The organism is Nocardiopsis sp. MT53 (assembly GCF_019598965.1).
Classification (GTDB): Bacteria; Actinomycetota; Actinomycetes; order Streptosporangiales; family Streptosporangiaceae; genus Nocardiopsis; species Nocardiopsis changdeensis.
The window spans coordinates 1,927,517-1,950,740 of the sequence record NZ_CP080599.1 but is presented as its reverse complement, the minus strand read 5'-3'; the positions used below and the strand labels follow the sequence as shown (position 1 = coordinate 1,950,740).

Sequence of the window (23,224 nt, the reverse complement as noted above, 5' to 3'; positions counted from 1 at the left end):
AATATGGGATCTTATGTAAAGAAGTGTTCTGAAGTGTGCTTGGTTTTTTACCATATCTGGCCTTAAGGTCGAAAGGGACGAACGGACCACGCCTCATGGGACACCCCCGAACCCGGCGTACCCCGCACCTTCCTCAGTCCCTTCCGTCATTCCTCGCACGCTGGAGCACTCCGACATGCCGCAGCAGTCCGCGCCCCGCCCCACCGACCTGGTGGTCTTCGGGGGCACCGGCGACCTGTCCATGCGCAAACTCCTGCCCTCCCTCTACCTGCTGGACCGCGACGGACACCTCGACCCGCGTACCCGCGTCATCGCCGTCTCCCGCGACGGCCTCACCGACGCCGACCTGCGCGGCAAGGCCGAAGCCGCGGTCCAGGGCCACCACGCCGTCCGGGTCCCCGAACCCGGTGTGCTGCGCCGCTTCCTCGACCGCCTCTCCCACATCACCGTGGACGTCGGCGGCGACCCCGCCGGCTGGGCGGACCTGGCCGCAGCACTGGACCCCGGGCGCGACCGCGTCTTCTACCTCGCCGTCCCGCCGATGATCTCCGGCGCCATCTGCCGCGGACTGGCCGACGCCGGGCTGGTCACCCCGGACTCCCGGGTCGTGATGGAGAAGCCCCTGGGCCGCGACCTCGCCTCGGCGCGGGCCGTCAACGCCGAGGTCGGGGAGATCTTCACCGAGGAGCAGACCTACCGGATCGACCACTACCTCGGGAAGGAGACGGTGCAGAACCTCCTGGTGCTGCGCTTCGCCAACGTCTTCCTCGAACCGCTGTGGAACTCCCGGTGGATCGACCACGTGCAGATCACCGCCGCCGAGACCGTCGGCGTCGGCGGCCGCAAGGGCTACTACGACACCGCCGGGGCCATGCGCGACATGGTCCAGAACCACCTGCTCCAGCTGCTGTGCCTGACCGCCATGGAGCCCCCCGCCAGCTACGACCGCGAGGCCGTGCGCGACGAGAAGCTCAAGGTCCTCCAGGCGCTCAAACCCCTCACCGGCGAACACGTGCGCGAGGACACCGTGCGCGGCCGCTACGGCCGGGGCGACGTCCAGGGCACGGAGGTCCTCGGCTACCTGGAGGAGCCGGGCGGCCCCGCCGACAGCACCACCGAGACCTACGTCGCCCTGCGCGCCGAGATCGCCAACTGGCGCTGGGCGGGCGTGCCCTTCTACCTGCGCACCGGCAAGCGCATGGACCGGGCCCGCTCCGAGATCGTGGTGCGCTTCCGCGACGTCCCGCACACCATCTTCCCCGGCGCCGCCACCGGCGGCGGCAGCCTCGTCATCCGCCTCCAGCCGGACGAGGGCATCCACCTCACCATGCTGGCCAAGGCCCCCGGCGCGGGCGCGCTGCGGCTGCGTCCGGTTCCGCTGGAGCTGAGTTTCGCGGACACGTTCTCCACCCGCTCGCCCGAGGCCTACGAGCGGCTGCTCATGGACGTGCTGGCCGGAGACTCCACCCTGTTCATGCGCCGCGACGAGGTCGAGGCGGCCTGGCGCTGGACGGACCCCGTCATCGCCGCCTGGGCCGACCTGGACCTCGTCCCCGAGACCTATCCGGCCGGGAGCGCCGGCCCCGCGGGCGCCGACCGGCTCATCGGCCGCACCGGCCGCACGTGGTACGAAGAGGAGCAACCCCGATGACCGCGCACATCCCCGCAGTCCACCCCGTCGTCGCCGAGGTCACCGGCCGTCTCGCCGAGCGCAGCGCCCGGTCCCGCGCCGCGTACCTGGACGGGATCCGCTCGGCGGCGGACCCGGCCCGGCCCGCCCGCACGGCCCTGGGCTGCGCCAACCTCGCCCACGGGTTCGCCGCGTGCGGGGTCTCCGACAAGCTCGCCCTGGCCGGGGACGTCACCCCCAACCTGGCGATCGTCTCCTCCTACAACGACATGCTCTCGGCGCACCAGCCGCTGGAGGCCTACCCGGCGATCATCAAGGCCGCCGTCGGCGAGGCGGGCGGCGTCGCCCAGTTCGCGGGCGGGGTGCCCGCCATGTGCGACGGCGTCACCCAGGGCCGGGCGGGGATGGAGCTGTCCCTGTTCAGCCGGGACGTCATCGCCATGGCCACCGCCGTGGCGCTCTCCCACGACATGTTCGACGGCGCCCTGATGCTGGGCGTCTGCGACAAGATCGTGCCGGGCCTGCTCATCGGCTCCCTGTCGTTCGGCCACCTGCCGGTGGCGTTCGTCCCGGCCGGGCCGATGCCCTCGGGCCTGCCCAACAAGGAGAAGGCGCGGGTGCGCCAGCGCTTCGCGGAGGGCAAGGCCGACCGGCGCGAGCTGCTCCAGGCCGAGTCGGCCGCCTACCACTCGCCGGGCACCTGCACGTTCTACGGCACCGCCAACTCCAACCAGATGCTCATGGAGGTCATGGGCCTGCACCTGCCCGGCGCCAGCTTCGAGCAGCCGGGCACGGAGCTGCGGGAGGCGCTCACCGCCGAGGTCGGACGCCGCGTCCTGGCCAACACCGCACTGGGCGACTCGCCCGTCCCGCTGGGCGAGCAGATCGACGAGCGCGCCGTCGTCAACGCCGTCGTCGCCCTGCTGGCCACCGGCGGCTCCACCAACCACACCCTGCACCTGGTGGCGATCGCCCGCGCCGCGGGCATCGAGCTGACCTGGGACGACTTCGCCGCCCTGTCGGAGGTCGTGCCCCTGCTCACCCGCATGTACCCCAACGGCGCCGCCGACGTGAACGCCTTCCACGAGGCGGGCGGGATGGCCTTCCTCATCGGCTCCCTGCTCGACGCCGGGCTGCTGCACGAGGACGTGCACACCGTCATGGGCCGCGGCCTGAGCGCCTACCGCCAGGTCCCCAGGCTCGACGACGGCACGCTGAGCTGGGTGGACGGCCCCAAGGAGAGCGGCGACACCTCGGTGCTGCGCGGCGCCGACGACCCCTTCGCCCCCGACGGCGGCCTGCGGATGCTCGACGGCAACCTCGGCCGCGCCGTCATCAAGGTGTCCGCGGTGGACGCCTCCCGGCACGTGGTCGAGGCGCCCGCCCGGGTCTTCGCCGACCAGGCCGAACTGCAGGCCGCGTTCACCGCCGGGGAGCTGACCGGCGACTTCGTCGCGGTGGTCCGCTTCCAGGGCCCGCGCGCCAACGGCATGCCCGAACTGCACAAGCTCACCCCGCCGCTGGCGGTGCTCCAGGACCGCGGCCAGAAGGTCGCCCTGGTGACCGACGGCCGCATGTCGGGCGCCTCGGGCAAGGTGCCCGCCGCCATCCACGTGTCCCCGGAGGCCGAGGCCGGCGGCCCGCTCGCCTACGTCCGCGACGGCGACGTCATCCGCCTGGACGCCCGCGCGGGCACACTGGAGGTCCTCGCCGACCTGGCCGGACGCGAGCCCGCCCGGCCGAGCGTCGACTCCTCCAAGGGCACCGGACGGGAGCTGTTCGCCGCCATGCGCGCGGCCGTCGGGCCCGCCGAGGCCGGCGCCGGGGTCTTCGGCCACTGACCGCGATCGAACAGGAGAACCTCCCCATGACGACGACGCCCCGTACGGGCGGCGACATCCTCGCCCTGGCCCCGGTGATGCCGGTGGTCGTCCTGCACGACGCCGAGGCGGCCGTGCCGCTGGCCCGCGCCCTGGTGGCGGGCGGCCTGCCCGGCATCGAGGTGACGCTGCGCACGCCCGCCGCCCTCGGCGCCATCGAGCGGATCGCCGCCGAGGTCCCCGAGGCCGTGGTGGGCGCGGGCACCGTGACCACCCCCGAGCTGGCCGGGGCCGCCGCCGAGGCGGGTGCCCGGTTCCTGGTCAGCCCCGGCGCCACCGACACCCTGGCCGCCGCCATGGCCGACACCGGGCTGCCGTTCCTGCCCGGTGTGTCCACGGTCTCGGAGGCGCTGGCGATGCTGGAGCGGGGCGTCTCCGAGCTGAAGTTCTTCCCGGCCGAGGCCGCGGGCGGCGCCGCTTTTCTGAAGTCCCTGTCGGGCCCGCTGCCGGGGGTGCGCTTCTGCCCGACCGGCGGCATCACGCCCGCGTCCGCCCCGGACTACCTCGCGCTGCCCAACGTGGGCTGCGTGGGCGGCAGCTGGCTGACCCCGGCCGACGCGGTCGCCGCCGGGGACTTGGACCGGATCACCGGCCTGGCCCGGGAGGCCGCGGCGCTCTGAGGACACGCTCTGAGGACGAACGCCCGCACCGCGACCGCGGTGCGGGCGTTCGGCGTACCGGGCGCCGGCGGACCCGTGCCCGGGTGCCGGGCAACGGACTCAGTGCTCGGGCATGCGGAAGAAGATCATCGGGTTGTCCGTGCTGTCGCGCACGGGCTCGGCCAGGCCCAGGTCCTCGCGCAGCTCCAGCAGCGCCGTGTACGGGGCGGGCGCCCGCTTGCGGGAGACGGTCAGGTACTCCGCGGCCTTGCGCCGCAGCCACGCCAGCACGACCGCGCCCTCCGTCAGGGGCAGTGCCCGCCTGCCGTGGAACACGTCGTGGACGCTGACCGGGGTGCCCGGGGCGACCCGCGGGAACAGCTCGGCCAGGTACCAGCGCGCGAACCGGGCGTTGTGGGCGGCGTCCACGAAGAGGTAGCCGATGCCCTCGGGGACCTCGCCGAGGTTCCTGCGCACGTCCCCCCGGTGGAAGTGCCAGCGCCCCTCGGACAGGGACGCCGGGACGTTGGACAGCACGTTGTCGACGATGTCGAACGAGTGCAGGGTCCCGGTCCCGTTGTCGCGCAGGGCCGACAGGATCCAGGTGGTGGACCAGCCGTGGAAGGTGCCCAGCTCCATGACCGTCTCGGGCCGGGTCTCCCGCAGCAGCAGGTAGGTGATCTCGGCCTCGAGGTCGTCCAGCTGCGGGGTCATCCGCCCCCGGGTCTCCCACAGGAACTCGCGCTGGGCCTTTCTCACCTCCGCCAGCGGATCGCGGTACTTCCGGTACAGGTCACCGATCAGCGACAGGTCGATCGCGGCATCCCCCATGGCGGCCCCCTCGTCGTTCCCCGGCGCCCGGTCCGGGCGCGCTCACCAGTATCCAACGGAGCCGCTCCGCGGCGCCGCGCCCCATTCTCCCGGCGATTCCGTGCGTATGCCCCACGGTCGGGGAGGTCCACGGTCCGCGGGCGGTTCGGCCGGGGGCCGGGGCCGGCGGGGCGGCGCTGTCGGCGGGCCGTTCCTCGCGGGCGCGGGGCCCACCGGGGCCCTCCCCGCGGGCGAGGGCCCGCCCGGTCGCGGGCGGCGAAGGCCCCGCCTTCGGGCGGGGTCAGTCCCGGCTGACGAAGGCCCCGGCGCGGGCGGCGTCGGCGGCGATGCGGGCGGCGCGGCGCAGGTCCACGTCGGAGACGGGTTCACGGCCGACGAGGAGCCGGTGGTAGACGGGGGCGACGGCGCAGCGGACGACCTCCACCGCGTCGGTGCCCTCGGGCACCTCGCCGCGTTCGACGGCCTCGGCGACCACGGCCGCGGAGCGTTCGTGCCGGTCGGCCATGAAGGCCCGCAGCGCCTCGGCGGCCACGGGAGAGGCGAGGGCGGCGGCGATCGAGGCCGCCGACACCGCCCCCTCCGGGGCGTCGGTGAAGCCGTGGCGCACGTCCTCGGCCAGGGCCAGTAGGTCGCCTTCGAGCGTGCCGGTGCGTGTGGGCGCCCAGTCGTGCTCGCGGGCCGACCACTCCAGGGCGGCGGCCAGCAGCCCGTCCACCCCGCCCCAGCGGCGGTAGACGGTGGCCTTGTGCACACCCGAGCGGACGGCGACGCGGTCGACGGTCAGCCCGGCGTAGCCGTGTTCGCCCAGCTCGTCGAGGGTGGCCCGCAGGACGGCGGCGGTGTTGCGCGCGGTGCGCCCGCCCGGGCGCGCGCTGCCCGGGGGTTCCGGAGTCGAAGTCATAACGCAACTGTAGTTGCATTTGCCCGCCCGGTGTGCCATCATCCTTAACGCAACAAGAGTTGCACCAATGACCTTCTGAAGGAGGAGGGATCCCGATGGGCCTCGTCGCACGCGTATCGCGTTCCGCCGTCCGTTCCCCGTTCCCCACCTCCGGGAGGTCCGCATGTCCCACACCGTCGTCGCCGCCGGCCTGGCGTTCGCCTGGCCCGACGGCGCGTCCGTCTTCTCCGGCCTGGACGCCTGCTTCGGCCCCGGGCGCACCGGGCTGATCGGCCGCAACGGCAGCGGCAAGTCCACGCTGCTGCGCCTCATCGCCGGACGGCTCGCCCCCGCGTCGGGCACCCTCGCCGTGGACGGCGACATCGGGTACCTCGACCAGCGGATCACCCTGGACACCGGGCGCACCGTCGCCGGGCTGCTGGGCATCGAGCCGGTCCGCGCCGCCCTGCGCGCCGTGGAACGGGGGGAGACCGACCAGGCGCACTTCGACGCCATCGGGTCCGACTGGGACATCGAGGAGCGCGCGCTGGCCCGGCTCACCCGGTTCGGTGTCGACCTCGACGGCCCGGACCCGCTGGACCGGACCGTCGGCACCCTCTCCGGGGGCGAGGCCGTCCTGGTCGGGCTGGCCGGGATCGCGCTGCGCCGACCCGCCGTCACCCTGCTCGACGAGCCCACGGACAGCCTCGACCGGCGGGCCCGGGAGCGGCTGTTCGCCGCCGTCGACTCCTGGCCCGGTGTGCTGGTGGTCGCCGACCACGACCGCGAGCTGCTGGAGCACGTCGACCGGATCGCCGAGCTGCGGGACGGGGAACTGCGCACCTGGGGCGGCAACTACACGGCCTACGCCGAACAGCTCGCCGCGGAGCAGGAGGCCGCCCGGCGGACGGTCCGCGCGGCCGAGGCCGACCTGCGCCGGGAGAAGCGCCAGCTCGCCGAGGCCCACGTCAAGCTGGCCCGGCGGGTGCGGTTCGGGAACAAGAAGACCGAGACCAAGCGCGAACCCAAGGTCATCATGAACCAGCGCAAGCGCGAGGCGCAGGTGGCCGCGGGCAAGCACCGCATCATGCACGAGGAGAAGCTGGCCGAGGCGGGGGAGCAGCTGGTCCGGGCCGAGGCGGCCGTCCGGGACGACGCCGTCATCCGCGTCGACCTGCCCGGCACCGAGGTCCCCGCCGGACAGGACGTGCTGGAGCTGCGCACCGGCGGGGACCGGAGGCTGGTGTTGCGCGGCCCCGAACGGGTGGCGCTGACCGGTCCGAACGGGGCGGGCAAGACCACGCTGCTGCGGGCCGTCGTCGGCCTGGGGGAGCACCCCGGGGCGGAGGTCGTCCACGTGGTGGACCGGGTCGGGTACCTGCCGCAGCGGCTGGACGTGCTGGACGACGACCGCAGCGTGCTCGACAACGTGCGCGACGCGGCGCCGGGCACCGATCCGCAGCGGATCCGGGCCGGGCTGGCGCGCTTCCTCCTCCGCGGCGAGCGGGTGGACCAGCGGGTCGGCGGGCTCTCCGGCGGTGAGCGGTTCCGGGTGGCGCTGGCCCGCGTGCTGCTGGCCGAGCGGCCGCCCCGGCTGCTCGTCCTGGACGAGCCCACCAATCACCTGGACCTCGACAGCAGGCTGCGGCTCACCGAGGCGCTGGTCGGCTACCGGGGAGCACTGCTGGTGGCCGGGCACGACCCGGTGTTCCTGCGCGAGATCGGGGTGACCCGCCGCTGGGAGGTCCGCCGCGGCCGCCCCCTCTGGGAGGAACCCGTGTGACCCCGCCCCGCCCCGGAGCGGGGCCGGTGCCCCGGGCACCGGATCCCGGATCCCAGGGCGCCCGGAACGCGCGTCCCGCCCGGAGCCGCGCCGCCCCGGGCATGGCCGCAGGCCCCGGCTGCGCCGGTCATGGGCGGCCCAGCGCGGGGTCCGGGTCTCCGTCAACGGTGCCCTCCGGGCACCGCTCCTGGGCTGCGCGGCGCGGGCCCGGGTCCCGCCGACGGTGGCTGTCGGGCGACAGTCATGGGCTGTCCGGCGCCGGGCTCGTGCCTCCGGCGGCGGCCCGGGACGTGGGGCACATGCGGTCGGCGCTGGCGCCCTGCCCGGCGGCACGGGTTCGGTCCGGTGACGCCTCCGGGCGACCGGCAGGGCGCGGTCCGCCACAGGGCGGCTTCCGCAGACGGCACCTTCGTCCGGCTGCACGGCTTTGCGGCCCAGCGGTGGCCGCCGGGTGCCGGTCATGGGCTGTCCGATACGGGGCCCGGGTCTCCGGCGGCGGCCACGGCCCGGGGCGGGGCACACGTGGTCGGCCGCGGTGGTGCCTTACCGGCCCGGCAGGTCCCCTTCGGCTCCGGCGGTCTCCTTCGGTTTGGCGGGGCAGTCCACCAGGTGGTCCTCGACGACCCCCGTGGACTGGAGGTAGGAGTAGACGATGGTGGTGCCCACGAACGAGAACCCGCGCTTCTTCAGGTCCTTGCTCACCCGGTCCGACAGCGGCGTGCTCGCCGGGACCTCAGCGGGTTCTGTGAAGTGGTTGACCAATGGCACGCCGTCGGTCCAGGACCACAGGTAGTCGGCGAAGGTGCCGTACTCCTCGCGCACCCGCAGGAACGCCCGGGCGTTGCGGGCCAGCGAGGCGATCTTGAGGCGGTTGCGGATGATGCCGGGCTCGGCCAGCAGCTCCTTCTCGCGCTCCTCGTCGTAGGCGGCGATCCTGGTGTAGTCGAACCCGTCCAGCAGCGCGCGGTAGTTCGCGCGCTTGTTGAGCACCGTCGCCCAGGAGAGCCCCGCCTGCGCGCCTTCCAGCACCAGCATCTCGAACAGGTGGGCGTCGTCCCGCGACGGGCGGCCCCACTCCCGGTCGTGGTAGGCGGTCATCAGCTCGGACGCGTTGCGCGCCCAGGCGCAGCGCCGGTCGGTCATGGGTGCTCCTACGTCGTGGGGCGGCGGGCCGGCCGTGCCCGCGGGCCGGGGTCCCCCTGCCGACCGCGGCCCCGGCCGTTCGCCGCGGCGGGGACCCCTTGCGGGTCGGTCGGGCCGCGGATAGGGTCCGAATATCTCGATGTCAAGGTACTCCGACCGTGGTCCCGACCCGGAAAGGGGTCCGCCATCATTCCACGTCCCCTCCCCGCCCGCGCGGAAGAGCTGTTCGACGAGCTCCGCGCCCCGGCCCGGCTGTACGCCCACTGCCTCCTGGTCCACGACACCGCGGCCGCCCTCCTCGACCGGCTCCTGGCGGAGCACCGCGACCTGCCGGTGGATTCCGACGCCGTGCTCTTCGGCGCCGCCGTGCACGACATCGGCAAGACCGTCCACCCCGAGGAGCTCACCGGCCCCGGGCGTCGGCACGAGGCGGCCGGGCGGCGCCTCCTCCTCGACCGAGGCGTACCCGAGGAACTCGCCCGCTTCTGCGCCACCCACGGCGACTGGGAGGCCGAGGACCGCACCCTGGAGGACCTCCTCGTCACACTCGCCGACAAGGTGTGGAAGGGAGCCCGCGTCGGCGACCTCGAGACCCTGGTCGCCCGCCGGATCGGCGGGGCCGCGGACCTCGCCGCCTGGGAGGTGTTCGCCTCCCTGGACGACCACCTCACCGCGCTGGCCGACGACGCCGACCGGCGTCTCGCCTACCAGAACTCCCACCCCCTCACCCCCCGTCCGGGAGGAATGCCGTGACCGCCACCGGACCCGGCCCCACCACGTGCGGGTGGGCATCGCCGCGGGACCGCCCCGCCCTGTGCCGCCCGCCCCGCCTCACGCCGTCCGGTCGCCGTGCCAGGACCGCCACAGGGCCGCGTAGGGGCCGTCGGCGTTGACGAGCTCGTCGTGCGTCCCCAGTTCGGTGATCCGCCCGTCCTCCACCACCGCGATCCGGTCGGCGTCGTGCGCGGTGTGCAGCCGGTGCGCGATCGCGATCACCGTCCGCCCCTCCAGCACCGCCGCCAGCGAGCGTTCCGCCTGCCGGGCCGTGGTCGGGTCCAGCAGCGAGGTCGCCTCGTCCAGGACCACCGTGTGCGGGTCGGCCAGCACCACCCGCGCCAGTGCCACCTGCTGCGCCCGGGCGGGGTCCAGCGCGACCCCGCCCGGGCCCAGTGGTGTGTCCAGCCCTCGCGGCAGCACCGCCGCCCAGTCGGCGTCCACCGTCTCCAGCGCCGCCGCCAGCGCGGCGTCGTCCGCCTCCTCCGCGGCGATGGCCAGGTTCTCCCGCAGTGTTCCCGTGAACACGTGGTGCTCCTGGCTCACCAGCACGATCCGCTCGCGCAGTTCTCGCGGCCCCAGGGCCGCGACCGGCACCCCGCCCACCAGCACCAGGCCCGAACGCGGCGCGTCCACCCCCGCCAGCAGCCGGCCCAGCGTGCTCTTGCCCGCGCCCGAGGGGCCCACGATCGCCCACCGCTCACCCGGCCGCACCCTCAGCGTGACCCCGCGCAGCACGTCCCGCCCGTCCACATAGGCGTAGTGGACGTCGCGGACCTCGATGAGGTCGTCCTTCGGCGTCGGTCCCGGCGGTGGCGGCCCGGCGGCCGCCTCGCCCACCCCGAACACCCGGGCGAACGACGCCCCGCTGCGCTGGAGCAGCTCGATCCAGATCATGATCCACGCGGCGCTCTCCTGGACCCGCAGCATGTACAGGCAGCAGGTGACCACCACTCCGAGCGCCACCCGGTCGTCCAGGTACAGCAGCCCGCCCACCAGCAGCACCACCACCGCGGGCAGCGAGAACGCGATGTCCGTGACCGGGTACAGCACCGATCTCAGGTACAGGGTGCGCCGCCGGGCCCGGTACACCTCCACCGCATCGTGGTCGGCCGCCGCGACCCGCCGCCCGCCCAGCGCGAACGCCTCCACGGTGCGGCCGCCCCGCACGGTCGCCGTCACCCCCTCCACCGCCGCGGAACCGGCCGCGCCCTCCGCCAGGTACGCCTCCCGGGACCGGCGCAGGTACCAGCGCACCGCCAGCCAGGCCGGGGGCACCCCCAGCAGCACCGCCGCCCCCATCAGGGGGCTGAGCCAGAACACGGCCGCGAGCAGGAACAGGATGCGCAGCGACGACGGCACGATGTCGGGCACCGCCGTCCGCAGCGTCGCCCCGGCGGTGGCGACGTCCGCCGTCACCCGCGTGGTGAGGTCGCCGGTGCCGGACCGCTCCACCACACGCGTGGGCAGCGCCAGCACCCGCTCCACGAACTCCTCGCGCAGCCGGGCCAGCGCCCGTTCGCCGAACCGGAACGCGCTCAGCCTGGCGTACCGGTTGAGCACCAGGCCCGCCAGAGCGCACGCCACCGCGGCGGCCGCCAGCCCGTCCACCGCCGACACCGTCGCGGTGCCCGCCTCCAGCAGGTCCACGATCCGCCCCACCAGGTAGGGCGCGACCAGCCCGACCGTCGCGGCGGCACAGGTGAGCAGCACCATCCGCAGCAGCGGGCCGCGCTCGGCCTCCATGAGCCGCCGCAGCTCCCGCCGCACCGTCCCGCGCCCCGCCACCGGCAGCGCGGCCGGGTCCGTTCCCGCCGTGCTCACCGCCCCTCCTCCCCGTCCGGGAGCCGTCCCGGCCCGTCGCCGTCCGCCCGCTCCGGGGCGCCGCTCCCGGCCGGGCCCGCCGGACATCCCGGCGTCCGTGGCCCGGCACCCGTCCGGCGCCGCCCCACCGGTGGCGCCGGGCCCTCGGCCCCGGGTTCTTCCGCGGCACCCCCACCGGCGCCGCGTGCCGGCCCCGGCGGGGCCGCAGTGCGCCGTACGGCCTGCGCGCCGTCCTCCTCGTCGGCGCCGCGCAGGACCAGGGACCGGTAGCCGGCGCACTCCGCCACCAGCTCCGCGTGGGTGCCCTCCGCGACCACCCGGCCGCCGTCCAGGAACAGCACCCGGTCGGCGCGGTCCGCCACCAGCGGCGAGGCGGTGACGACCAGCGTGGTCCCGCCGCGCCGTTCGGCGCGCAGCCGCTCCGCGACCACGGCCTCGGTGTGCGCGTCCACCGCAGAGGTGGGCTCCACCAGGATCAGCACCTCGGGGTCGGCCAGCACCGCGCGGGCCAGCCGCACCCGCTGCCGCTGCCCGCCCGACAGATCGCGCCCCTGCGCCTCCACCGCCGAGTCGAGCCCGTCCGGCAGCGCCTCCGCCACGTCCGTGGCGGCCGCGGTGTGCAGCGCCAGGTCGACCTCCACCTCGTCCCGCTCACCGTGCACGTCCACGACCTCCCGCAGGGTCCCGGCGAACAGGTGCACGTCGTTGTCGGAGACCAGGATCCGCTCGCGCACCACCGTCGGGTCGACCTCCCGCAGCGGCATCCCGCCCCAGGTGACCGCCGAGTCGACATATCCGCCCAGCCGGTCCGCCACCAGGGCCGACGCGGCCGGGTCCGCGCCCACCAGGGCGGTCATCGCCCCCGGGGGCACCCGCACCCCCGACTCCGGGTCGGCCAGCTCACCCGGCCCCGGCGGTGGTGGCGCCTCCCCGCTTCCGTACCGGTCCGGCACCGTCCGCAGCAGCGCCAGCAGCCGTGTCAGCGACACGTGCCCCCTGCTGAAGTCGGTCGCCACCTCCACCAGCTGGAACACCGGGACCGCCAGCACCGCCACGTACCCGTACACCGCCACCGTCTCGCCCACGGTGAGCTCCCCGGACACCGCCAGCCGGGCCGCGAACCAGGTGACCACGGCGGTGAACACCAGCGGGGCGCACTGCCCGACCTCCTCGAACCAGCTGGTCACCGACCCCAGCCGGTACCCGTCGCGCACCAGGTCGCCCGAGCGCTCGCGGTACCGCCGCGCGAACCTCTCCCTGCCGCCGATCCCGCACAGCACCCGCAGCCCCGCCACGATGTCGGCCGCCAGGGCGGTGACCTCGCCCTCCCGGTCCCGGTAGGTGTTCTGTCGGTCGTGCATCCGCCGCAGCAGCGGGGCCATCACCAGTGCCGTCACCGGCAGCCCCAGGAGCACCACCACCGCCAGGACCGGGGCGAACCCCCACAGGATCACCACCGCTCCGGCACAGCCCAGCACGCTGCCGACCCCCGGGCCGAACAGGGTGAGGATCTGCGAGATGCGGCCCGCGTCCGCGGACTGCACCACCGAGAGATCCCCGGAGGAGGTGCCCCGCGACAGCGGCGCCCCCACCCGGGCGGCGTGCCGGGCCAGCACCCGCGTGCAGTGCAGGGAGGCGTGCGCCCGGACCATCGCCATGGTCCGGTGCCGCAGGATCGAGGCGAGCGCGGTGAACACCAGGACCCCGGCGAACACCCCGGTCCAGCCCAGCAGCGCCGCCCGGTCCCCGGCCCGCAGCCCTTCGTCCACGGCCCGGGAGAGGAGGTAGGGCGGGACCAGCAGGCCGACCATCCACACGATGCCCCAGAAGGAGCCGAGCGCGACCCGTCCGGGCTGTGCCCGCACCAGCCACCACAGGAACCGCACCGGTCCCCGGGTGTCGGGGACGCCCACCCGCGCCAGGGGCGGGCGGGAGCGCTTCGGGAGAGAGGACCGGCCGGGAGGACCGGTCATGGGCGGTCGGGTGGATCGGATGTCGGTCTCCGCCACAGGCGCACCTCGTTCCGGGCTTTCCCCCATACAAGCAGCACTCCCGGCCCGCCGGAAGGCACCCCGGATTCCTGTGGAAAACCCCGGTCACGGTGGCGGGCGCACCTCCGCTCTTCCCGACCGCCCCTGGCCGGAATTCACGCCCCGCCACGAGGTCCCCTTTTACGGGAAGGGTGTCCGATACCCGTCCCGGGCCGCATTTCCTTGGAACAGCTCCAGGAACCTGGACGCCTGTTTCCGATGCTCCGCCACGAGCACCGTGCACGCGATCCCCATGAGCACCAAGAACACCAGCAAGCCCACCGGCGCAAGGAAGTGCAGCGTGAACCCGTCCTCCTGGAACGCCCGCGTGCTCCCGGGGAGCAGGAACAGGAACGGTCCCAGGAGGCTGAGCAGGAAGACCGGGAACGGTCCCCGCTCCTTCACCATCTGCAGCGCGATGTCCCGGGCCGCCAGGTCGATCGTCGGATTCCCGGTGGGATTCCCCTGGCGCACCGCCCGCGCGGCCCGCCGTTGCACCGCCGGCGAACCGGGCGGTGAAAACGGTCGTAACGGTGCTTGGCGTGCAGTCAGGAGGGACCACAGCCCCAGGCCGAAAAGTGTTCCCAGCACGCCGCTCACGAGGAGGGCGGACAGCAGGGCGCCGGCCGGACCCGTGTTCGCGTGTGGTGACGGGAGCACCGACCAGAAGGCGAACAGGGGGAGGAAGAGGACGGGGGCCGAGAAGAGCCCCAGCACGGCTCCGCCGACCCAGGAGATATGACCCGCCGCCCGTTCCCAGGACGAGGGCGCGGCCGTGGCCGTGGGCCGGGACACCGCGCCGTACGCGTCCCGGGCCGGCGCGGACTCCCGCAGGAGCGCGGACCGGCCGGGGGCCGGCTCCCACTTCGCCCAGGACATCGCCACTCCGAGGCACCCGCCGCCGAGCAGGCCGATCATGGCGGCGGTCCCCAGCGCCATGCCGGCGGAGGGGACCCCGGCCTGCGTCGTCCTGTTCAGTGACCACAGCAGCAGAGCCAGCAGCACACACAGGGCGAGCACCACCCCGAAGGCCGCCGCGGCCGCCCAGCGCACGGCGACGACGTCCGCGCGGTTCACCGGTCCCCCTCGGGCCCTGATCCGGTTCTCCCGGCCTCGTCCAGGGTGTTCAGGAAGGCAAGAGCGGCTTTCCGTTCCCGTGCCGTCAGCGGCGGGGTCGCGGTCAACAGGAACAGAAAGAAGGCGAAACCGAAGAGGTTGATCCACGGAACGGCGAGGATCCCCTCCGGCCACGGAAACCGCTCGAGGACGGACCAGGCGTTCGCCGTGAATCCGATCAGGAAAACGATCATGGGGGAGTACAGCGCCGACCACGGAGACCGCCGCAGGGAGTTCCGCGCCACGATCCGGGCGGTCTCGTCCACCAGGGGGTCCCCGGTGAGCCGCCGCCTCCGTATCACCTGGGCGGCCGCCCGCCGTGTCGCCATGGTCGCGCCCCGGGGAAGGGGCGACATCCGCTGTACGGCCCGCTGCATCAGCAGGCCGAACGCGGTTCCGCCCGCCAGAGCCAAGGCCGTGCAGAGCACCGCCTTCCACACCGTCGGTATCCGTTGGTCGGGTGGCGTCCCCGCCTCCATGACGGAGAACATCACGAAGAAGACCAGCCCCATGGCGATCCCGAACAGGCCCGAGCCGATCCACAGAGCCCGCATACTCCTTCCTCCGGCCGGGGCGTCCGGCTCGGAGGGGGCTGGGGGGCGGGGGTGGGTCAAGGGCCCTCCTCGGGGAGCGCGGGGTCGATGAGGGAGAGCAGGGACCGGGCCCGCTTCTTGCGGTGCTCGATCAGCGGCATCCCCACGGTCAGGTACAGAGCGGCAGCGGCGGCCGTGATCGCGTAGGGCACGGCGAGGGGGTACCGGCCGTCGGCGATGTGCAGGGCCGCCGTGAGGATGGCGATCGCGAGCAGGCCCGCGAGGGCCGCGGCCTGTACGGGGTGCCCCAGCGGCGACGCCGTGACCAGCCGCGCGTACCGTCCCGCCATCCGGTCGGTTTCCGCGTCCCCACCCGGCCGCCCCTCGCGGACCAGGCGCTGTGCCTCCCGGAACCTCTCCCGGTCCCCGTCGACGGTCGCCCCCCGCACGTCCCGTTCCGCGCTCCACACACCGAGGGCGGTGACCAGCCCGGTGAGCAGGAACCCGATCGCCGCCAGTACCGGTGCGGGGATCCCGAACCGCTCGTCGGCCAGCGCGAACACCAGGGGCAGCAGGAGCACGGAGCCCAGGGCCGCCCCGAGGACCGCGCCGTACACGCGCGGGTGGTCCTGGGCGTACCACTGCACCGGCAGCGGGAACAGGTGCCCGGGCAGGGGCCGGGGCGGAACGCCGCTCACCGGACCGCCCCGTGGAGACGCCACAGCAGTGCCTCGTGGAGTTCCCGGTACTCCAGCGCCCTGTAGCGCAGCAGCGCCAGCCGCCACGGCGCGGCGTGCAGGCCCACGAAGGAGAGGAGCGATCCGGCCTGGAGGAGCACCAGGAACAGGTCGCCCTCCGCGGCGCTCATCGCCAGGCCGGAGCCGCACAGGAGGCACCAGAAGCCGAGGGAGAAGGTCTGTAGGGGCAACAGGATCTTCGGCTCGAGGGAGCTCCGGCGGATCAGGTATTCGCAGGCGATCCGGGCCACGTGGTCGGTCGCCGGGTCCCCGCCCACCACCCCGCTCCGGATCCGGGCCACGGCGGCGCGGAAGTGCGCCGCGCTCACCCACGCGGGCAGGTCCTGCGGCTTCAGCCAAGGCACCAAGAAGAAGATCAAGCCCACTGCCAGGGACAGGGGGAGCACGAGGTACCCGGTCACCGCCTCGACGGCCTGCGCCGCCTCCCACCCCGGCATCGAACGACCGAGGCGTTCGAGTGTCTCCACGGCGCCGTAGTGGAGCTTCGCCGCGAAATGCAGGGCCACGGCCGACGCGTGCGCCCCGAGCAGATAGTAGAGGACCATCAACCGTCGGCCGTACCACTTCTCATACGACTCGGGGGCGGTGAGCGTGTCCGGAGCCGTCGGGGGATGTGGCAAGAGGACGTCCCTCCAGGCCCGGAGTGGGGGATGAGGGCGGTCGGGCCGCACCGCCTCGACGCCATTCTACGGAATCCGCGGTGGGAATTCGGTTCCGGTCCACCGGGTCGACCGAAACCCGTGATCAAAGCACTGATCTCCGAATCCCTATTTCCGGTTGACCCGGTAAACAAGCTCCGCGCCCTGCCGCCTCTCGCCCTATCTCCCCGCGCCCCGGCGCCGCCCCTCCACACACCCGGGCCCCGCCGCTACCGGCCGAACAGCACCTCGATGACCGGGCGGGCGACCTCCTCCGGGTCCCCGTCGGCGCTCTCGGGGAGGGACCCGCTGAGCCACAGCTCGGCGAACCCGTGCGCGAACGCCCAGGCGCCGATGGTGGTCGCCCTGGCCCGGGCGGCGTCGGCGGCCAGCGTGCCGCCGCTGGCGGCCAGCACGGCTCCGGCACGTTCGCGCGCGGCCAGCAGTCCGGGGTCGTCGAGCCGGTACAGCTCGGGGCGGAACATCACCTCGAAGTGCGCGCGGTGCGCGAGGGCGAAGCGGATGTAGGCCAGGCCGGCCTCCCGGGGGCCCTGGGACGCCGCGGCCTCCAGGGCGTCGGCGAACAGCGCGAACCCCTCGGCGGCCACGGCGGTGAGTACCCCGGCCTTGTCGCCGAAGTGGTGGGCGGGGGCGGCGTGCGAGACGCCCGCGCGGCGGGCCAGCTCGCGCAGGCTCCACCCGGCCGGGCCGGACTCCCGGGTCGCCTCCAGTGCGGCGTCGATGACGGCGCGCCGCAGGTCGCCGTGATGGTAGGGCCGGCCGGCCATCCGTCCCGCCTTCCTGTTCCCGAGTGGCCATAGCGGAGCCAGCCTATCTTTCCATTGACAAGATTCAAGCCGTGGCGCAATCTAGTCACTGACAAGATCCAAGGATCGGAGACTCCGCATGGCACCCCTCATCGCTCTCGTCGGCGGCACCGCGCTCCTGTGGCTCCTGGGCCTGGCGGGTGTGGAGGCGCTCGACTGGCAGACCTCTCTCCGGGGCGGGCTGGCACTGATGTTCGTCCTCACCGGCGTGGTGCACTTCCTGCCGTCCTGGCGCCGCGACTTCGCCGAGATGATCCCTCCGGCGCTCCCGTTCCCGTACCTGCTGGTCACGGTCACCGGCGTACTGGAACTCGCGGGAGCGGCCGCGCTGCTGTACCCGCCGACGGCCCCGTTCGCGGCGGCCGGCCTCGCCCTGCTGATGCTCGCCATGTTCCCGGCCAACGTCTCCGCGGCCCGCCGCGGCGTGACCCTGGCCGGGAAGCCCGCCACCCCGCTGCTGCCCCGCACGATCGAACAGGCCGTCTTCGTCTCCGCGGCCGTGCTCGCCGCCGTGTGAGCCCGCCCGCTCCCCGGGGCCGTCAGGGCCGCGCGTCCCCGTGCCCGGCCTGCCGCTCCACCAGGACGGCGAGCCCGTCGAGGTGGCGGGCCAGGCCGTACTCGAACAGCTCCTCGAGGTCCGACGGGGTCAGCCTCGGGACCTGCGCCAGCAGGGGGAACCGCCCGTCGCCGAGGACCTCCTCGGAGCGCGGCCGCTCGGCCCGCCACCACCCGTCGAGGGTGACACCGGTGCTCTGCTCCGCCTCGGCCTCGTCCGCCAGGGACGCGCCGAAGCCGAGGACCAGGGAGTGCAGCGTGACGGCCTCGTGGAACCGCGTCACCTCGGACAGCCCGAGCCCGTCGAGCGCCCGCAGCACCCATTCGGTGTGCGCCATCATGGCGGGCGCCATCGACGGGCGGGTGAACGAGACGGCCCGGGCCAGCCAGAGGTGCCGGTGGCACAGGCGCCACTGCTCGCGGGCGCTCAGCTCCAGCTTGGCCCGCCACCCCGGCGGCCCCGGCTCGGGCGGCTCGACCTCGCCGAAGGCCTGGTCGGCCATCAGCCGCACGAGTTCGTCCTTGTTCGCCACGTGCCGGTAGAGCGACATCGGCCCGACGCCCAGTTCGGAGGCCAGCCGCCGCATCGACACCGCGTCGATGCCCTCGACGTCGGCGATGGCGATGGCGGTCCGCAGAACGTTCCTCCTGTTCAGCGGGGGAGGGGCCACCCCGGGCCGCCGCGCGGCCGCGACCGGGGCCGGCGCGACCGCCCCGGCGGTTCCCGCGCGTACACCCCGGCCGGTGACCACCGTCCCGGAGCCGACCCGCGACTCCACCAGCCCCTCGTCGCGCAGGACCGCCGTCACCCTGGTCGCCGTCGCGATCGCGACGCCCCACCGCTGGGCGATCTGCCGCACCGAGGGCGCCCGGTCGCCGGGGCGCAGGGCGCCCGTCGTGATCCAGGAGCGTATCTCCTCGGCGATCTGCCGGTAGGGCGGGGCGGGCGGCGGCTGCGACGACGGCACGGGGCACTCCGATCCTCGGTTCGGTACAGGGCGAGTGTACTAGTCCACTCCCGTAGTACTAGTGCACTTCTCCCGGCCGGAACGCCGCTCTGAACGGTTTTCCCTAAGGCTTTTCCAGGGCTCCCGGATAGCGTCGTGGCGTGCGCTCGATACGGCGTACGCGACCTCAGGAGGAGACATGGACAACCGGAGCGTTCTCATCTCCGGCGCCGGGATCGCCGGCTCGACCCTGGCCTACTGGCTGCACCGGTTCGGCTTCCGGCCGACCGTGGTGGAGCGGGCACCCGTACTCCGCACCGGCGGCCACGCGGTCGACATCCGCGGCACCGCCCGCCGGGTGGCGGAGCTGACGGGCATCGTCCCCCTGGTCCGCAGGGCGCACACCGGCGCCTACGGCATGGCCTTCGTCGACCGCGACGGCAGACCCGTCGCGAAGATGGGCACCGACGTGTTCGGCGACTCCGGCGGCCCCATCGCGGAGATGGCGATCCTCCGATCCGACCTGGCCCGGATCCTCTACGACACCACCCGCGACGACGTCGAGTACGTGTTCGGCGATTCGATCACCGCCGTCGAGCAGGACGAGGACGGGATCCGGGTCGGGTTCGAGAAGGGCGGGTCCCGCCGCTTCGACCTGCTGGTCGGCGCGGACGGCGTGCACTCCAACGTGCGCCGCCTGGTCTTCGGCCCGCACGAGCGCTACATCCACGACCTCGGCTGCTACGGGGCGCTCTACTCCATCACCACGGACCTGGACCTCGGCGGCTGGCAGCTGATGTACACCATGCCGGCCGGCGGCGGCAGGCCCGGCAGGACGGCCGCGCTCTCCCCCAAGCGCGAGCCCGGGCAGGCCCGGGCCGGGTTCTTCCTGCGCTCCGAACCGCTGCGGTTCGACAGGCGCGACACCGAGGCGCAGAAGCGGGTCGTCCTGCGCGCCTTCGAGGGCGAGGGGTGGGAGATCCCCCGGATGCTGTCCGGCATCGGTGACGCCGACGACTTCTACTTCGACAGGATCGCCCAGGTCCGGGTGGGGACGTGGGCGCGGCACCGGACCGTGCTGCTCGGGGACGCCGCGTACTGCGCCTCCCCGATGTCGGGCATCGGCACCAGCCTGGCGCTCGTCGGCGCCTACCTCCTCGCCGGGGAGCTCGCCGCGGCCGACGGCCGCCACGGCCCGGCCTACGCGGTCTACGAGCACCGCATGCGCGGCTTCACGGAGCAGGCGCACGAGTTCGCCCGCGGCGCCGGAGGAGGCGGGCTGATGCCCGATTCGCCCGCGCAGCTCTGGCTGCGCAACCAGACCGTCCGGATGCTGCCCTACCTGCCCAAGGGACTGGTCGGCAGGGGGATGGACCGGTTGGCCAACATGGTCCGCCTCCCGGACTACGCGGCTCTGGAACACCGGTAGGGGGCGCCGCCACGAGGGAGCGCGAGGCCCGCCGCCCGTGCCGCCCGCGGGGCCGCCCTCCACGGCGGTCGCGCCGCCCTACAGCCGACCGCTCCCCGCCGCTCAGCCCACCAGGATCTGCGGGGAGACCGCTTTGAGCATCCCCCGCGCCCAGTGCATCCGGCGGACCGAGCGGGGATGGCAGCGCTCGGTGACGGCGAGCAGGTCGGAGTCGGCGATGATCTGGGCGCCCTGCCCGAGCAGGTCCCAGTCCAGGGCCACCCCGCCGCCCAGCCGGTACAGCCGTTTCAGGTCCGCGAGCAGCGCCAGGTCCGCGTCGGAGTCCTCCCCGGGGAGCTCCCGCTCCCCCTCCTCGGAGGGTTCGGGGTGCTCCGGCCCGGAGAGGTCCGTACCGTAGCGGGGCGCGATCCCCTCGATCTCGCGCACGTGCTCCCGGGACCACTCCGCAAGGTCCCGGGCCACGTGGCGGATCTCGGGCTCCTCCGGATGCCGGTCGGCCACCCGCAGCAGTTCGACGGCCATGGCGCTCTCCGAACGGTGGAGTTCCCGCAGGGCCACTCCGATCCTCATCGCGTTCCTCCCCCGTCGGGCTCCTCCAGAGTGTCCGGTCGGCCCCGCGTGGCCGCCACCTCCGCGTCCAACGGAGCGGACGCGGTCGTCGTGGGCGCGGGGGACGGCCGCCCGTCGCCCGCGCCCACACGGCGCAGCCGGACAGCGGCGGTCTTGAAGAGCGGCTGTTTGGACACGGGGTCCCAATCGGTGGCGGACAGCTCGTTGGCGGCCCGGTCCCGCTCCCCGTCCGGGTCCGCCGCGTCGGTGTCCCAGTAGCCGTAGTGGAAGGGCACGAACAGCACCCCGGGCCGGATCCCGCCGACCCTGGCCCGGGCCCTGACCACCCCGCGCCGCGAGCGCACCTCCACCGGGTCGCCCTCGTGGACACCCGCCTCCAGGGCGTCGGCGGCGGAGACCTCCACCCACACCTCGGGGGCGGCCCGCCGGAGCTCCGGGGCTCGCCCCGTCTTGGTGCGCGTGTGGAAGTGGTAGAGGGTGCGGCCGGTGATCAGCGTGAAGGGGTACTCCCCGTCCGGTCCCTCGTGCGGGGGCACGTACTCCACCGCCTTGAGCATCGCCAGGCCCTCCGGGTTGGCCGCCCGGTACTCCGCCTCCTCCTTCGGAGCCCCCGTGACGAGGTCGCGGCCGTAGCTCTCGCACTCCTCGGGGCGGGCCCAGAACCGGCCGTCCGTGTAGAGCCGCTCGGTGCCGTCCGGGTGTTCCGCGTCGCAGGGCCACTGGATGCCACCGGTGTCCCGCAGCCGGTCGTAGGTGAGGCCGGAGTAGTCGCAGGGCCGGCCCGCGCTGACCCGCTTCCACGCCTCGAAGGCCGACACGGGGTCGTGCCACTGCGGGAAGGGCCGCCCGTCGGCGTCCCGGAAGTTCATCCGCCGCGCGTAGTCGAGGAAGATGTCCAGGTCCGTCCGGGCCTCGCCCGGCGGCTCCACGGCCTTCTCGGACAGGTGCACGGTGCGGTCGCTGTTGGTGAACGTACCGGTCTTCTCGCCCCAGGTCGCGGCGGGCAGGACCACGTCGGCGAGCTCGGCCGTCTCCGTCATGAAGACGTCCTGGACCACCAGGAACAGCTCCCGGCGGGCGAGGGTCTCGCGGATCCTGCGCAGCTCGGGCAGCGACACCGCCGGGTTGGTCGCGCTGATCCACAGGAAGCGGATCGACCCCTTCTCCGCGTAGCGCATGATCTGCATGGCGTGCGTGGGCGGGGCGTAGTGCGGGATCCGCATGGGGTCCAGGTTCCAGGCGGCGGCGAGGTCGGAGATGTGCGCGTCGTTGTTCCAGTTGCGAAAGCCCGTCAGGTCGCCGTCGGCACCGCACTCACGGGTGTTCTGCGCGGTCGGCTGGCCGTTCATCTGGAGTACGCCCGCCCCGGGTCGGCCCAGCATGCCGCGCAGCAGGTGGACGTTGTTGACCTGCACGGCCGCCGCGGTGGCCTGGTTCGACTGGTAGAAGCCCTGGAGCACGGTCGACAGGAGCCGTTCGGCGCCGCCCAGCAGCGCGGCGGCCTCCCGGATGCGCTCCGCGGGCAGGCCACAGATCTCGGCGGCGCGCTCGGGCGGGTAGTCGTCCGTCACCCGGACCAGTTCCCCGTAGCCGACGGTGTGGTCCCTGACATAGGCGTGGTCCACCCGGCCGGTCCGGATGAGCTCGTGCTGGATCGCGTTCATCAGGGCGACGTTGGTGCCCGGCCGGGGCGCCAGGTGCACCGCCGAGTGCGCGGCCACCGGAGTCGGCCTGGGGTCCACGCACAGCAGCCGGGGCGGGTTCGGCCCGGCCAGCCGGTCGAGGACGCGGGACCACAGCACCGTCTGCGTCTCGGCCATGTTGTGGCCGTACAGCGCGATGACGTCGGCGTGGTCGATGTCGCCGTAGGACCCCGGCTGCCCGTCGCAGCCGAACGACGCCTTCAGCGCGGTGGCGGCCGTGGCGGTGCACAGCCGCGTGTTGCCGTCCAGGTGGTTGGTCCCGATCGCCCCGTGGGCGATGGCGGCGAGGGTGAGGTACTCCTCCAGGAAGAGCTGGCCGCTCGTGTAGAAGCCCAGGGCGGAGGCGCCCTGTTCGTCGAGCAGCCGCCTGCTGCGCTCCACCACGAGGCCCATCGCGGTGTCCCAGTCGGTTTCGACCAGCTTCCCGCCGCGGCGTACCAGGGGGCGGGTGAGCCGGTCGGGGGAGTGGTTGGCCTGCCAGCCGTAGAGGTCCTTGGGGCCCAGGCGCCCGCGGTTCACCCGGTCCTCCCCGCGGCCCCGCACCCCGACGATCCGGCCGTCCTTCACGGCGATGTCCAGCGCGTCGCCGTTGGAGTGCAGGATCGACGCGGACGGGACCCAGCGGTCGACGTCCTCGGGCCCCACCCCTTCGGCGAGGTGGAGGTCGACCCGCGCCGGCCACCGCCGGCCCGGGCCGTAGGGGGTGCGCGACCCCCAGGGCTCTGCGATCGGATCCCTCGACGGCACGGGAGACCACCTCTCTCGTCGCGGCAC

The 23,224-nt window shown here is 74.1% G+C and carries 20 protein-coding genes; 7 read left to right on the top strand and 13 right to left on the bottom strand.

The genetic code is table 11. The annotated features are described in order from the left end of the window. The first annotated feature begins 175 nt into the window (after nt 1-175). The 3 genes from zwf to eda are packed head-to-tail and all read left to right on the top strand — an operon-like array spanning nt 176 to nt 4,130. Complete coding sequence (gene zwf / locus K1J57_RS08380) at nt 176-1,651, top strand: glucose-6-phosphate dehydrogenase (RefSeq protein ID WP_220563883.1); 1,476 nt, start codon at nt 176-178, stop codon at nt 1,649-1,651. Beyond that, complete coding sequence (edd, locus tag K1J57_RS08375) at nt 1,648-3,471, top strand: phosphogluconate dehydratase (protein WP_220563882.1); 1,824 nt, start codon at nt 1,648-1,650, stop codon at nt 3,469-3,471. The genes zwf and edd overlap by 4 nt, the downstream gene beginning before the upstream one ends. Nucleotides 3,472-3,497: 26 nt before the next feature. Continuing rightward, nucleotides 3,498-4,130, top strand: a complete 633-nt coding sequence (eda, locus tag K1J57_RS08370) for a bifunctional 4-hydroxy-2-oxoglutarate aldolase/2-dehydro-3-deoxy-phosphogluconate aldolase (protein WP_220563881.1) — start codon at nt 3,498-3,500, stop codon at nt 4,128-4,130. A gap of 99 nt (nt 4,131-4,229) precedes the next feature. Here eda and K1J57_RS08365 read toward each other — a convergent pair whose 3' ends face one another. Beyond that, nucleotides 4,230-4,940: a class I SAM-dependent methyltransferase gene (locus K1J57_RS08365; RefSeq protein WP_220563880.1), complete on the bottom strand. Its 711-nt coding sequence runs from the start codon at nt 4,938-4,940 to the stop codon at nt 4,230-4,232. 280 nt (nt 4,941-5,220) lie between these two features. Further along, nucleotides 5,221-5,841, bottom strand: coding sequence for a TetR/AcrR family transcriptional regulator (locus K1J57_RS08360; protein ID WP_220563879.1), 621 nt, complete (start codon nt 5,839-5,841; stop codon nt 5,221-5,223). Nucleotides 5,842-6,004: 163 nt separating this feature from the next. On the opposite strand from K1J57_RS08360, the gene K1J57_RS08355 reads away from it, so the two are divergent. Then, nucleotides 6,005-7,603 (top strand): ABC-F family ATP-binding cassette domain-containing protein, encoded by a 1,599-nt coding sequence (locus tag K1J57_RS08355; protein WP_220563878.1) that lies wholly within the window; start codon nt 6,005-6,007, stop codon nt 7,601-7,603. Nucleotides 7,604-8,146: 543 nt separating this feature from the next. On the opposite strand, the gene K1J57_RS08350 is transcribed toward K1J57_RS08355, so the two are convergent. After that, nucleotides 8,147-8,746 (bottom strand): DNA-3-methyladenine glycosylase I, encoded by a 600-nt coding sequence (locus K1J57_RS08350; protein ID WP_220563877.1) that lies wholly within the window; start codon nt 8,744-8,746, stop codon nt 8,147-8,149. On the opposite strand from K1J57_RS08350, the gene K1J57_RS08345 reads away from it, so the two are divergent. Next, nucleotides 8,648-9,499, top strand: coding sequence for an HD domain-containing protein (locus tag K1J57_RS08345; RefSeq protein ID WP_255646910.1), 852 nt, complete (start codon nt 8,648-8,650; stop codon nt 9,497-9,499). The genes K1J57_RS08350 and K1J57_RS08345 overlap by 99 nt on opposite strands. A gap of 78 nt (nt 9,500-9,577) precedes the next feature. Here the strand turns inward: K1J57_RS08345 and K1J57_RS08340 are convergent, their stop codons facing one another. The 7 genes from K1J57_RS08340 to K1J57_RS08310 all read right to left on the bottom strand — a co-directional run bounded on the left by K1J57_RS08340 (nt 9,578) and on the right by K1J57_RS08310 (nt 17,207). After that, nucleotides 9,578-11,266, bottom strand: a complete 1,689-nt coding sequence (locus tag K1J57_RS08340; protein ID WP_255647136.1) for an ABC transporter ATP-binding protein — start codon at nt 11,264-11,266, stop codon at nt 9,578-9,580. 74 nt (nt 11,267-11,340) lie between these two features. Further along, nucleotides 11,341-13,317, bottom strand: a complete 1,977-nt coding sequence (locus K1J57_RS08335; RefSeq protein WP_220563875.1) for an ABC transporter ATP-binding protein — start codon at nt 13,315-13,317, stop codon at nt 11,341-11,343. A 198-nt stretch (nt 13,318-13,515) separates the two neighbouring features. Then, complete coding sequence (locus tag K1J57_RS08330; protein ID WP_220563874.1) at nt 13,516-14,451, bottom strand: hypothetical protein; 936 nt, start codon at nt 14,449-14,451, stop codon at nt 13,516-13,518. Continuing rightward, nucleotides 14,448-15,044, bottom strand: coding sequence for a hypothetical protein (locus tag K1J57_RS08325; RefSeq protein ID WP_220563873.1), 597 nt, complete (start codon nt 15,042-15,044; stop codon nt 14,448-14,450). Before K1J57_RS08325 ends, K1J57_RS08330 begins: the two co-directional genes overlap by 4 nt. Before the next feature lie 56 nt (nt 15,045-15,100). Further along, a complete protein-coding gene (locus K1J57_RS08320; RefSeq protein WP_220563872.1) occupies nt 15,101-15,721 on the bottom strand; it encodes a hypothetical protein in 621 nt (206 codons plus the stop codon). Next, nucleotides 15,718-16,326 (bottom strand): hypothetical protein, encoded by a 609-nt coding sequence (locus K1J57_RS08315; protein WP_220563871.1) that lies wholly within the window; start codon nt 16,324-16,326, stop codon nt 15,718-15,720. Before K1J57_RS08315 ends, K1J57_RS08320 begins: the two co-directional genes overlap by 4 nt. Before the next feature lie 323 nt (nt 16,327-16,649). Beyond that, the gene (locus K1J57_RS08310; protein ID WP_220563870.1) at nt 16,650-17,207 is read right to left on the bottom strand and encodes a TetR/AcrR family transcriptional regulator; all 558 of its coding nucleotides are present in this window, start codon (nt 17,205-17,207) and stop codon (nt 16,650-16,652) included. Between the two features lie 118 nt (nt 17,208-17,325). On the opposite strand from K1J57_RS08310, the gene K1J57_RS08305 reads away from it, so the two are divergent. Then, on the top strand, nt 17,326-17,763 hold the full coding sequence (locus K1J57_RS08305; protein ID WP_220563869.1) for a DoxX family protein: 438 nt from the start codon (nt 17,326-17,328) through the stop codon (nt 17,761-17,763). A gap of 22 nt (nt 17,764-17,785) precedes the next feature. Here K1J57_RS08305 and K1J57_RS08300 read toward each other — a convergent pair whose 3' ends face one another. Continuing rightward, nucleotides 17,786-18,769 carry a TetR/AcrR family transcriptional regulator C-terminal domain-containing protein gene (locus K1J57_RS08300; RefSeq protein ID WP_220563868.1) on the bottom strand — a complete coding sequence of 328 codons (984 nt, stop codon included), beginning with the start codon at nt 18,767-18,769 and terminating at the stop codon, nt 17,786-17,788. Nucleotides 18,770-18,947: 178 nt separating this feature from the next. Here K1J57_RS08300 and K1J57_RS08295 point away from each other — a divergent pair, with 178 nt between their 5' ends. Then, nucleotides 18,948-20,177, top strand: a complete 1,230-nt coding sequence (locus K1J57_RS08295) for an FAD-dependent monooxygenase (RefSeq protein WP_220563867.1) — start codon at nt 18,948-18,950, stop codon at nt 20,175-20,177. A 102-nt stretch (nt 20,178-20,279) separates the two neighbouring features. On the opposite strand, the gene K1J57_RS08290 is transcribed toward K1J57_RS08295, so the two are convergent. Beyond that, nucleotides 20,280-20,747, bottom strand: a complete 468-nt coding sequence (locus K1J57_RS08290; protein WP_220563866.1) for a hypothetical protein — start codon at nt 20,745-20,747, stop codon at nt 20,280-20,282. Next, the gene (locus K1J57_RS08285; RefSeq protein ID WP_220563865.1) at nt 20,744-23,197 is read right to left on the bottom strand and encodes a molybdopterin oxidoreductase family protein; all 2,454 of its coding nucleotides are present in this window, start codon (nt 23,195-23,197) and stop codon (nt 20,744-20,746) included. The genes K1J57_RS08290 and K1J57_RS08285 overlap by 4 nt, the downstream gene beginning before the upstream one ends. Between the last annotated feature and the right edge of the window lie 27 nt (nt 23,198-23,224).

Excerpts from the sequence above, each read along its gene's own strand:
- zwf (WP_220563883.1), top strand. The coding sequence starts at position 176 with ATGCCGCAGCAGTCCGCGCCCCGCCCCACCGACCTGGTGGTCTTCGGG.
- edd (WP_220563882.1), top strand. The coding sequence starts at position 1,648 with ATGACCGCGCACATCCCCGCAGTCCACCCCGTCGTCGCCGAGGTCACC.
- eda (WP_220563881.1), top strand. The coding sequence starts at position 3,498 with ATGACGACGACGCCCCGTACGGGCGGCGACATCCTCGCCCTGGCCCCG.
- K1J57_RS08365 (WP_220563880.1), bottom strand. The coding sequence starts at position 4,940 with ATGGGGGATGCCGCGATCGACCTGTCGCTGATCGGTGACCTGTACCGG.
- K1J57_RS08360 (WP_220563879.1), bottom strand. The coding sequence starts at position 5,841 with ATGACTTCGACTCCGGAACCCCCGGGCAGCGCGCGCCCGGGCGGGCGC.
- K1J57_RS08355 (WP_220563878.1), top strand. The coding sequence starts at position 6,005 with ATGTCCCACACCGTCGTCGCCGCCGGCCTGGCGTTCGCCTGGCCCGAC.
- K1J57_RS08350 (WP_220563877.1), bottom strand. The coding sequence starts at position 8,746 with ATGACCGACCGGCGCTGCGCCTGGGCGCGCAACGCGTCCGAGCTGATG.
- K1J57_RS08340 (WP_255647136.1), bottom strand. The coding sequence starts at position 11,266 with ATGGAGGCCGAGCGCGGCCCGCTGCTGCGGATGGTGCTGCTCACCTGT.
- K1J57_RS08335 (WP_220563875.1), bottom strand. The coding sequence starts at position 13,317 with ATGACCGGTCCTCCCGGCCGGTCCTCTCTCCCGAAGCGCTCCCGCCCG.
- K1J57_RS08325 (WP_220563873.1), bottom strand. The coding sequence starts at position 15,044 with ATGCGGGCTCTGTGGATCGGCTCGGGCCTGTTCGGGATCGCCATGGGG.
- K1J57_RS08315 (WP_220563871.1), bottom strand. The coding sequence starts at position 16,326 with ATGGTCCTCTACTATCTGCTCGGGGCGCACGCGTCGGCCGTGGCCCTG.
- K1J57_RS08310 (WP_220563870.1), bottom strand. The coding sequence starts at position 17,207 with ATGGCCGGCCGGCCCTACCATCACGGCGACCTGCGGCGCGCCGTCATC.
- K1J57_RS08305 (WP_220563869.1), top strand. The coding sequence starts at position 17,326 with ATGGCACCCCTCATCGCTCTCGTCGGCGGCACCGCGCTCCTGTGGCTC.
- K1J57_RS08295 (WP_220563867.1), top strand. The coding sequence starts at position 18,948 with ATGGACAACCGGAGCGTTCTCATCTCCGGCGCCGGGATCGCCGGCTCG.
- K1J57_RS08290 (WP_220563866.1), bottom strand. The coding sequence starts at position 20,747 with ATGAGGATCGGAGTGGCCCTGCGGGAACTCCACCGTTCGGAGAGCGCC.